The organism is Anabaenopsis tanganyikae CS-531 (assembly GCF_029891675.1).
Taxonomy (GTDB): domain Bacteria; phylum Cyanobacteriota; class Cyanobacteriia; order Cyanobacteriales; family Nostocaceae; genus Anabaenopsis; species Anabaenopsis arnoldii.
In genome coordinates this window covers 1-6842 of record NZ_JANQDF010000044.1, presented here as the reverse complement: position 1 = coordinate 6842, position 6842 = coordinate 1, and the positions used below count along the sequence as shown (strand labels likewise).

General features: G+C 43.4%; 7 protein-coding genes. 4 read left to right on the top strand and 3 right to left on the bottom strand.

The annotated features are described in order from the left end of the window. Positions 1-194: 194 nt before the first annotated feature. The 3 genes from sppA (at position 195) to NWP22_RS04730 (ending at position 1822) form a co-directional block, all read left to right on the top strand. Entirely contained in the window at positions 195-1016 is an 822-nt protein-coding gene (gene sppA / locus NWP22_RS04740) for a signal peptide peptidase SppA (protein ID WP_271731004.1), read from the top strand. 70 nt (positions 1017-1086) lie between these two features. Beyond that, positions 1087-1500: a chorismate mutase gene (gene aroH / locus NWP22_RS04735; RefSeq protein WP_271731002.1), complete on the top strand. Its 414-nt coding sequence runs from the start codon at positions 1087-1089 to the stop codon at positions 1498-1500. A 37-nt stretch (positions 1501-1537) separates the two neighbouring features. Then, complete coding sequence (locus NWP22_RS04730; RefSeq protein ID WP_271731000.1) at positions 1538-1822, top strand: hypothetical protein; 285 nt, start codon at positions 1538-1540, stop codon at positions 1820-1822. A gap of 48 nt (positions 1823-1870) precedes the next feature. On the opposite strand, the gene crtR is transcribed toward NWP22_RS04730, so the two are convergent. Then, positions 1871-2761 (bottom strand): beta-carotene hydroxylase, encoded by an 891-nt coding sequence (crtR, locus tag NWP22_RS04725; protein ID WP_271730999.1) that lies wholly within the window; start codon positions 2759-2761, stop codon positions 1871-1873. Positions 2762-3190: 429 nt separating this feature from the next. On the opposite strand from crtR, the gene pyk reads away from it, so the two are divergent. Continuing rightward, the gene (gene pyk / locus NWP22_RS04720) at positions 3191-4960 is read left to right on the top strand and encodes a pyruvate kinase (RefSeq protein ID WP_271730998.1); all 1770 of its coding nucleotides are present in this window, start codon (positions 3191-3193) and stop codon (positions 4958-4960) included. Here pyk and NWP22_RS04715 read toward each other — a convergent pair. Together NWP22_RS04715 and NWP22_RS04710 are read right to left on the bottom strand one after the other, a co-directional pair. Next, entirely contained in the window at positions 4957-5544 is a 588-nt protein-coding gene (locus NWP22_RS04715; protein WP_271730997.1) for a Uma2 family endonuclease, read from the bottom strand. The two genes, pyk and NWP22_RS04715, sit on opposite strands and share 4 nt — an antisense overlap. 46 nt (positions 5545-5590) lie before the next feature. Then, complete coding sequence (locus NWP22_RS04710) at positions 5591-6691, bottom strand: glycosyltransferase family 4 protein (protein ID WP_280801584.1); 1101 nt, start codon at positions 6689-6691, stop codon at positions 5591-5593. Positions 6692-6842: the final 151 nt, after the last annotated feature.

The window sequence follows — 6842 nt, the reverse complement described above, 5'->3', positions numbered from 1 at the left end:
TTTAAATGGGGCGTACAATATATTAAGAAAAGCAGTCCTGAACGCTTTTGCAGACGGGATAGAGGGGTTAGGAGTAACTCCAATCAGGTTTACCCCTGGTAAAGTGACTTTGTAGATTTGTCTATAATTTCACAAACTCTTTTCATCGCTAGGCATTTTATATTGAGTGTATTACAGAGGTTTTTTAACTGCTCATGGTCTGGCCTTTCAAGTCTAAGTTTCGTAAACAAATTGCCCGGATTGAAATTACTGGTGCTATCGGTGCTTCTACTCGCAAGCGCGTGTTAGAAGCCCTAAAAACCATAGAAGAGAAAAAGTTTCCCGCTTTACTCCTGCGTATTGATAGTCCTGGGGGTACAGTGGGCGATTCTCAAGAAATCTACAGCGCCCTGAAGAGGTTACGCAATCAAATCAAAATCGTCGCCAGCTTTGGCAATATTTCGGCTTCTGGCGGTGTCTACATTGGCATGGGAGCAGAACATATCATGGCTAACCCTGGTACAATCACTGGTAGTATTGGTGTGATTTTGCGGGGTAACAACTTAGAACGGTTGCTGGAAAAAATCGGTGTGTCCTTCCAAGTCATCAAGTCTGGCCCCTACAAAGATATTTTGGCATTTGACCGCCAACTGACTGGACCAGAACAAAGCATCCTGCAAGAGTTAATTGACGTGAGTTATCAGCAGTTTGTCAAGACCATCGCTCAAGCGCGTTCTCTAGAACTAGAAACTGTTAAGACTTTTGCTGATGGTCGGATTTTCACCGGGGAACAGGCTTTAGAATTAGGTGTTGTAGACCGTCTGGGAACTGAAGAGGATGCACTGCGCTGGACGGCGGAAATGGTGGGTCTTGATCCGGATAAGACACCCTGCTATACCCTAGAAGAACGAAAACCTTTATTGAGTCGCGTTCTACCCGGAAGCCGTCTGGTTTCATCAGGGCTGGGGGCGGGAATTGATTGGTTGGAATTTGAAATGTCTACCAGTGGTCTGCCACTGTGGTTATATCGACCTTAAATAATTAGCAGTCATTGTAAAAAATTTACAATGACTGATGACCAATGAGTAATGTAAGGAGGATTTTGGCGTGGAGTGGCAAATGCGGGCTATTCGCGGAGCAACAACCGTTGCTGAAAACACTATTGAAGGGATTAGAGAAGCGGTAACCGAACTAATAGATCAACTAGAACAAAGGAATCAACTCCAGCCAGAAAAGATGATTAGTGTGACTTTTTCGGTGACACGTGATTTAGATGCGATTTTTCCGGCGGCCATTGCGCGATCGCGTTCTGGGTGGGATAATGTGGCAATGTTGGATGTACAACAAATGCACGTCGAAGGTAGCTTAGAGCGTTGCATTCGGTTTCTTATCCACGCTTACCTTCCAGCTTCTACACCAATTAATCATATTTATTTACGCCAAGCTGCTAAATTACGTCCAGATTGGAGTTTATCCCAGCCGTTACAACCATCACAGCAGGCAGTTAAGTCAAAAGTTTAAAATTTGACTGTCAATTATATGTAAAAATTAACACGAAATGAGCTATTACGGTAGTGATGCGGCTCAAGCTGCTGCCATGGGCGGGAGAATGTTTAATGAGCGGGTAACTGGTGTGTGCGTAAAACTAGAAGATTTTTTGACCATTCTCTCCAAAATGGAGCAGCCACTAGTAATTGTCACAAGTGAAGGGTATTTCACAAAAATTTATAAGTATCTCACAGCATATAAAGGTTTTGTGTTTTTCACCGAATCTTTAGAAAAATTGCAACTTGGTAGCAAGATTGAGGTGATTTACGCTCAAAGCCTATCTACTGAGATTTGACGTTTTGTGTCCACAAAACCAGCCCACCCAAGGTGGGCTGGGGTATTTCTATTGGTGATGACGATGAAATCTAATCCCGATAAAAATATCGTAAACAAACTCTAAAAAGTCCTTTTTTTGTAATAAACCTGATGTTTGAGGACTACCCTTTTCATCTAACAACGGCTTCATTGCATAATAAGCAGGTTGGTAATTATACCAAGGAATAGAAGGCCACAGATGATGAATCAGGTGGTAATTCTGTCCTAAAATCAGGATATTGAGGAGTTTACCAGGATAGACCCGGGCATTTTTCCAGCGATCGCGTTCCACAAAGGGACGATGTGGTAAATAATCAAAAAATAATCCTAGTGCTATCCCCACTAAAAAAGCCGGGATAAACCAAAAATTGAGAATGTAACCTAAAAAATGATACTGAATGGAAATATAAAAAATTGTGCCGACAATTAAGCGGCTAATGAACCATTCTAATAGTTCATAGTTACGCCACAGTCGCCGCTGAAAGAAAAACACCTCATGGTACAAAAAACGTACCGCTATCAACCACAACGGTCCCCCTGTAGAGACGTAATGATCCGGGTCGTTCTTAGGGTCATTGACATGGGCGTGATGCTGTAAATGCACCCGTGTAAATACGGGGAAGGCAAAAGCTAATATCAAGGCGCTACCATGGCCTAACATGGCATTAATGATTCGGTTACGATGGGCAGATTGGTGACAAGCATCGTGAATCACAGTGCCTGCACAATGTAAAGCAATGGTATTAATGGTAAAGCACAACCAATCTGGCCACTGCCAGAGCCAGTAACCAAAGTTAGATAATACCAGCATTGTTACTGTGGACAGAAACAGTAGCAGTGTGGGATTAAAATCACCAGGAGGCGCTAAAAATTCCTTGGGGGGGATTTTTAGTGACTTCTGTGCCTCCAATGTGAGCATTCTTAACTCCTTGTTTAATGAAACATTACGAATATACGATAAACATGAGTAAATAATAAACTTTTGTAAGCTTTTATTTAGCAAGATTTAACTTGATATTTGCCGAAGCCCAGATGAATAGCGCTATGATTCCAGACGAGAGATAAGTTTTTCTGCTCGCGTAGGGTGTCTAGGCAACCAATAAAGAGTTGACTGAAAAATCTATATTCAGGAGGATGGAACCCAGTTTGGTGTACGATATCTACTCTATCTCACAAATCTTGGGAAATCTTAACCAGGGTAAAATTATCATTTCTGTTGCGAGTGACTCTCACACCCCCATTCATCCTCCGCCTCTGTTGGTTATGGATATAACAGAGACTGAAAACTAAACGCCCCTTAAATTAATATGAATCTCTAGATAGAGATAGCCCCCTAGAATCAGCCCCTATGCAATTAAGAGACTCTCTACGCCGGACAAAAATTGTTGCTACAATTGGGCCTGCCACTAGCAGCCCAGAAAACCTGAAGGCGATTATCGAAGCTGGTGCGACGACGCTGCGGCTCAACTTCTCCCACGGTACTCATGCTGACCATCAGCGTAGTATTCGCTTAATTCGGCAAACTGCCTTTGAATTAAATCAACCTGTGGCAATTCTTCAAGACTTGCAAGGGCCAAAAATTCGCTTAGGTAAGTTTGAACATGGGTCGATAATTTTAGAAAAAGGCGATCGCTTCACCTTGACAAATCGCCCAGTTGTCGGCTCCCAAGAAATTAGCTGTGTTACCTACGACTATTTAGCCCAAGAAGTGCCTGTAGGTGCGAAAATCCTCCTCGACGATGGGCGAGTAGAAATGGTGGTAGAGGATATCAACCCTGACAAAGGCGATTTACATTGTCGTGTGACGGTAGCTGGTAAGTTATCTAACAATAAAGGTGTTAACTTTCCGGGTGTTTACCTATCCATTAAGGCCATGACCGACAAGGACCGCGAGGATCTCATGTTTGGTCTAGACCAGGGTGTAGATTGGGTAGCGCTTTCCTTTGTACGTAACCCCCAGGACATCATCGAAATTAAAGAGTTAATTTCTAGTACTGGTAAGCAGGTTCCAGTGATTGCCAAAATTGAAAAACATGAAGCCATTGAACAAATGGAACAAGTTCTGGCTTTATGTGATGGTGTGATGGTGGCTAGAGGTGACTTGGGTGTAGAACTACCTGCTGAAGATGTCCCTGTGCTGCAAAAGCGGTTGATTGCTACAGCCAATCGCTTAGGGATTCCCATCATCACGGCTACCCAAATGTTAGACAGTATGGTGAGTAATCCCCGTCCTACTCGTGCTGAAGTCTCAGACGTGGCTAATGCCATTTTAGATGGTACGGATGCTGTGATGCTATCGAATGAAACTGCTGTGGGTAATTATCCTGTGGAAGCAGTGGCTACCATGGCGAGAATTGCTGAACGCATGGAACAGGAAGCGGCACAAAATTCCGCCCTACTTTCCCACCGAGATGAGCGACGTTCTATTCCTAATGCTATTAGTCAAGCTGTGGGGCAAATTGCTCAACAATTGGGCGCAGCGGCAATTATGACCCTGACACAAACAGGGGCTACAGCTCGGAATGTTTCTAAGTTCCGTCCCCATACCCCGATTTTGGCTGTGACACCCCATGTGAATGTGGCACGACAATTACAGATGGTTTGGGGTGTGAAACCATTGTTGGTACTAGGTTTACCTTCTACTGGGCAGACTTTTCAAGCTGCTATCAATGTGGCTCAAGAGCATAACTACCTGTCTGAAGGTGATTTAGTGGTGATGACTGCGGGTACTCTTCAAGGTGTTTCCGGCTCTACTGATTTAGTTAAGGTTGAGGTGGTGACCGCTGTGCTAGGTCAGGGTATTGGCTTGGGACAGGGTTCGGTAAGTGGTCGTGCTAGGGTGGCTCACACTGGTATGGATGTGAGTAATTTTAATCCCGGAGATATTTTGGTGGCACCCCGGACTGATGCGGATTTTGTTGATGCCATCCGTAAGGCCGCAGGTATTATTACTGAGGATGAAAGTCTAACCAGTCACGCGGCTGTCATCGGCTTGCGTCTGGGTGTCCCTGTGATTGTGGGTGTGAAAACAGCAACCCAGGTAATTCGTGATGGTGCAATTCTTACTCTGGATATGCAGCGGGGTCTGGTCTACTCAGGAGCTCTGGGAACTCCTTAATCTGAATTACTGCAAAAATCTATTCTCTGGTAAATCTGGCTATGGGGAATTTGGCAATCTGCGGAGGCTAAAGTTAAGATTCCGTTTTGAGCGTCAGATTCTCTTAACAGCCAGTTACCTTCTGGAGTTTTGCTAAACTGTTCAATATGAATTGTATATTGGTCAATTAGTATATATTCTTGCAATTCCGGGAGGGAACGGTAATAAGTAAATTTATCTCCCCTATCTCTACTGCTGGTAGAGTTAGAAAGTACCTCAAAGATGATACTGGGATTTACTACTGTATCGGTTCTTCCGTCTTGAAAGCGGGGTTGATTTTTAATGATGAGAATATCAGGATAGGTGTATTGTTGGTAATGGGGAATCCACAGGCGTAGGTCACTAGTGTAAACGCGGTAATCTTGTTCTCTCAGCGCCTGGCTAAGAGCAACTACTAAATTGATAATGATTTGGTTGTGATTAATAGAGCCGCCAGTCATGGGTATAATTTCCCCGTTACGGTATTCACTGCGATACTCAGCAGTTTCTTCAAGTGCGAGGTATTCTTCTATAGAATATTGCTGGGTGGGAGTTTGCACAACCATAGGGTTTTTGTGTGAAGGCTGGAGTAAGATAACTTTAGCCTAACATTCATAAATAGCGGGATAAAACTTCTGCAGTGGCAAGTCCGGTTTTTTGCCAACTGAATTGACTGGCTCTATTTATACCTAGGGTAGAGAGGTGCGATCGCATTTGCATATCTTCAGCTATCATCTGCATAGCTGCGGTGATTTCTGTTAGGTTGTAGGGATTAATTAAAATCGCTGCTTCCCCCGCTACCTCTGGAAGGGAAGAAAGATTAGAAGTAATCACTGGAGTCCCACAAGCCATTGCTTCGAGGACTGGTAAACCGAACCCTTCCCAGAGGGTCGGAAATACTAGGGCGATCGCATTATAAATAATTTTTGGTAGTTCGTCATAGGATACGTAATTGAGAAATTTTGTCTGTTGAGTAATTCCCAACTCTGCGACATGGGTTTGTAAAAGTGGAGTGTAACGCCTATCAACCGGACCTGCTAACCATAGTTGATATTCACCCCTATTTGGTAGCTCCGCAAAAGCAGCTATAATCCGGTGTAAATTTTTATAAGGGTCATGTCTTCCTAGATAGAGAAAATATGGCGGATTGTCAGGTGATTTTTCTTGAAAAGGGTGAAAATGTTCACGATCATAACCTAGGAGAATGGGGGTGATTTGACTGGCGGGAATTTGATAAAAATTAATGATATCCTCTGCTGTCGCTTGGGAATTGCAGATTATGTGTTGTGCTTGTTTGAGGACTTGGGGAACGTAGTAACGATGGTAAGCTGTCAAGGGTGATAAGGGTTTGGGAAAGCGCAATGGTATTAAGTCGTGGGAAACGACCACAAAACGACAGTTACTATAAAGCGGTGCTTCTGGTAAGGGGGAAAATAACAAGGGAGATTTGAGGTGATGATAGATTTGGGGAAGTTGGAACTGTGTCCACAATAAGCGGCGCAAATGTCCTTTTGTCCCTTGAGCGGGGGTAAGATTATTGGGAACTGGATAGCAGTTAAATTCTGGGTCTTTTTGTGCTGTTAATAAGGTGGGATATAGAGATTTTAAATAAGGGAAGATATTTTGAGCGTAGTTACTAATCCCTGTTGGCTGTGAGGAAATAATAGATAAGTTTATAATTAGTTGGTTATCTAATGTTTTGATTAAATCCATTAATTGTACTTGTCAATTTTTAACTAAAAAATTAAATAACTCAGGGGATTAGGGGAACAGGGAACAGGGAACAGGGATTAGGGATTAGGGATTAGGGATTAGGGGAACAGGGAACAGGGAACAGGGATTAGGGGAACAGGGAACAGGGAAC